General features: G+C 44.5%; 3 protein-coding genes and 1 pseudogene. 2 read left to right on the plus strand and 2 right to left on the minus strand.

Features of this window, described 5'->3' with window-relative positions:
* Window positions 1-5: 5 nt before the first annotated feature.
* Together VIN08_RS11150 and VIN08_RS11155 are read right to left on the minus strand one after the other, a co-directional pair.
* The gene (locus VIN08_RS11150; protein WP_331964601.1) at window positions 6-1,028 is read right to left on the minus strand and encodes a hypothetical protein; all 1,023 of its coding nucleotides are present in this window, start codon (window positions 1,026-1,028) and stop codon (window positions 6-8) included.
* A 28-nt stretch (window positions 1,029-1,056) separates the two neighbouring features.
* Window positions 1,057-1,461 (minus strand): hypothetical protein, encoded by a 405-nt coding sequence (locus VIN08_RS11155; protein WP_331964604.1) that lies wholly within the window; start codon window positions 1,459-1,461, stop codon window positions 1,057-1,059.
* Between the two features lie 296 nt (window positions 1,462-1,757).
* Here VIN08_RS11155 and VIN08_RS11160 point away from each other — a divergent pair, with 296 nt between their 5' ends.
* Together VIN08_RS11160 and VIN08_RS11165 are read left to right on the plus strand one after the other, a co-directional pair.
* Window positions 1,758-2,165: an HYC_CC_PP family protein gene (locus VIN08_RS11160; protein ID WP_331964607.1), complete on the plus strand. Its 408-nt coding sequence runs from the start codon at window positions 1,758-1,760 to the stop codon at window positions 2,163-2,165.
* A gap of 118 nt (window positions 2,166-2,283) precedes the next feature.
* Window positions 2,284-3,317 (plus strand): annotated as a pseudogene (locus tag VIN08_RS11165) (efflux RND transporter permease subunit); the annotation flags it as partial.

Genomic DNA, 3,317 nt, shown 5'->3' on the forward strand with positions numbered 1-3,317 from the left:
AAAATTCAGTTACAAAGCGCAGCCCGCGGATTGCGCTGGCTGCTGCAGGGGAAGAAATAATACTTCGAGTCGTGCGAGGGTTGAGGCTGATCGGTTACGATGAGGGGCTTCAACGTGTCCTGTTTATAAGACGGCATGGTAACTTGCTGCGCTGATCCGTTCCCCAAAGCTATATCTTTCGCAGCAGCGTTATTATTAAGGCTATAGTCGATCAGCGCATCCAGCAAGCGATATACTGCATAGTAATCGTACGCATCCAGTGGACGCTGTCGTTGTGCATGCGTTACAGGTAATGAATGATCTGCGCGATAGGTATATCCATCAACGTCATCCGACTCCACAACCACATAATCTTTTTCGCTATTATCGATCCCTATACTATTAAATATATCAATCGCCATACGATGATCGTTCATTTCATCATCAGCATATACTTCCATGAGTAATTTTGTATTCTTCGGAAAGCCGGCCAGTTGTTTATCCGATATACTATAGGAATACCATGGTGCAAGCGAAAAAATAAATCTTCCCTTCTCTCCCCAGCCTTCTTCTACAAAACCTTTATAGGCCAGCGAAAAAGAAGCGCCACCACCAAATGAGTGCCCGGCAAAACCAACTTTTGTAGTGTCTATTATCTGCGGATATTTTCTTACAGCTTCTTTAAAGCCAGACCAGAGTATAGTATAGCGTGCTTCTACATCTTCTGCGCGAATAGGATACGGCACATATACCACGGCATATCCTTTACGCGCCAGGAAGTCCATCATACCCTGATAAAATGTACTCCTGGTAGCGCCAAATCCGTGAGAGAAAAATATAGTCGGCAGAGGCCCGGGTATATCTCCTGCATAAAATATCTCTGGTTGATTCCCATTTTTATAGGCGGGGTTATCAAACGCTATTCGATTTATTGAATGTATACCCTCTGCACCATAGCCGGAAACGGGTTTAGCGATCGGGCCTTCATACCCGTCTGATTTTGCCTGTGATTTTTCACTGGGTATTGCTGCTGCAAAACACAGCCTCAAAAAATATAATACTATAAATATATACATCTCAATTCTCGCTTCGCTTCTCCTTTACCTTTTCCTTTACATTCTCCTTCATTTCGTCTTTATAGGTTTCGTAAAGTTTATACTGCTCTTTATTGAGAACGTTTTTCAACTCACCATCTTTTTCATTTGCTACCACTTTCATACTACGCAGACGCTGCAGTTTACCACCACCGGCTCTATAGGTATCTTCCATCTTTTGTGCATACTTCAGATTAATGGCATATACTTTTGTTTTCTGTTCATCGCTAAGCTGAAGCTTTTCCTGCATGTTGTCTGTTTGTAATTGTGCCCGCTGTTCCGGAGTGGTCTCCGAAAAAAGCTTATCTAACTTATCCTGTGCCTGAACCGATAGCGACAGCGTTGTCAGGCAAAAGAGTATCCAAGTAATTATTCCTGCTCGTTGCATGTTGTGTTTGTTTGAGGGCTTAGACTATAGAGCGGGGAAATGGATTAATGATTCATTAAAATTATTTCCTGCTGATCTCGCTGATAAACGCAGATTAACACCTGATAGCTATGGGAGTGTGAGCTCCAAAGATTACTTCCGGACTTCCCGTCTCCAATACTTTCGGTCTCTATTATTTATCTGCGTAAATCTGCGCGATCTGCGGGAAAAAGGCGGGAAATCAAAAATTATACAAACGAATCTCCTTAAAATATAAATCCTTCTATGCTGAAAATCCGTACATTTGAATTGTATTCATGAAAACATTCCGTCCCATAGTATCCATTGTACTGGCCTTGCTGACATTCCTTTCGGCAAGCAGTTTTACTATTGGTGTGCATCTGTGCCAGGGGCGTGTTCAGAATATAGCCTTCTTTACCAAGGCTGAAGGCTGTGCCATGGAGAAACAACTCCCGCCATGCCATCGCCATAAAGCCGCTCCCTGCTGCGAAGACGAAACCATTGTACACGAAGGCCAGGGATTTAAAGCACCCGTTACCCATATTACTATTGCGCCTGCCGCAGCCGTTGACATCAACCTCCCCGTTGTATTGATCTCTGAAATTATACCGGCTTCTCCCCTGTCGCAGACAAAATACTATAACTACGATCCGCAATTACGGTCTGAAGACCGCACCGTTTCTCTCAGCACATTCCTTATTTGATTGTTACTTCTCCCCGAAGCTGATATAGCTTCCAACGCCTTGCATCTATAGTCTATACTGCGGGCGATATATACTTTATCCTTTACATTTTCTCATTTCTTTCTTCAGGGTTTGTACCATGATTGAAAACTTAATTTCCCTGTCGTTACGAAACAGGTTCCTCGTCTTGCTGGTTGCGGCAGGGCTCTTCGCGTGGGGCATTTATGCTGTGCGCGAAAATAAAATTGACGCTATACCCGATCTGTCGGAGAATCAGGTGATCGTGTTTACTGAATGGATGGGACGCAGTCCGCAGATCATGGAAGACCAGGTAACGTATCCGCTGGTTACAAACCTGCAGGGATTGCCACAGGTAAAATATGTACGCGGCTCGTCCATGTTCGGCATGAGCTTCGTCTATGTGATCTTTCAGGACAACACGGATATATACTGGGCACGCGAGCGTGTGCTCGAACGGCTCAACTATGCTACCCGTCTGTTACCCGAAGGTGTAACTCCAACGCTTGGACCAGACGGAACCGGTGTTGGCCATATACTCTGGTATACCTTGGATGCCCCGGGTATGGATCTGGGTGAACAACGTGCGCTGCAAGACTGGTATGTAAAGTTTGCCTTCAAAATGTGCCGGGTGTTAGTGAGATTGCATCATTCGGTGGTTTTCAGAAACAATACCAGGTAACGATCAATCCAAATCGCCTTACCTACTATGGTCTTTCCACACAGGAAGTCATTCAATCCATTCGCAGTAACAACAACGAAGCCGGTGGACGCAAGTTCGAGATGAGTGATATAGGCTATATCATCAAGACCACTGGTTATCTGAAATCGGTAGACGAGATTGAAAATATACCGGTAAAGACCATCAACACGATACCGGTAAAGATCCGCGATATAGCTACTGTGCAAATGACCGGTGAAACCCGCCTCGGTATATTTGATCAGAACGGAGAAGGCGAAGCGGTAGGCGGTATAGTAGTAATGCGCTATGGCGAAAATGCTGACGAAGTGATTCGCGCAATTAAAGTCAAGATGCAGGATGTAGCAAAAGGATTTCCGGAAGGAGTAAAATTTGATATAGTATACGATCGCAGCCACCTCATTGAAGAGTCTGTTTCCTCTATCCAGAAAACACTTATCGAAGAGATGATTGTC

It is taken from the genome of Ohtaekwangia sp., from assembly GCF_036568665.1.
Classification (GTDB): domain Bacteria; phylum Bacteroidota; class Bacteroidia; order Cytophagales; family Cyclobacteriaceae; genus Ohtaekwangia.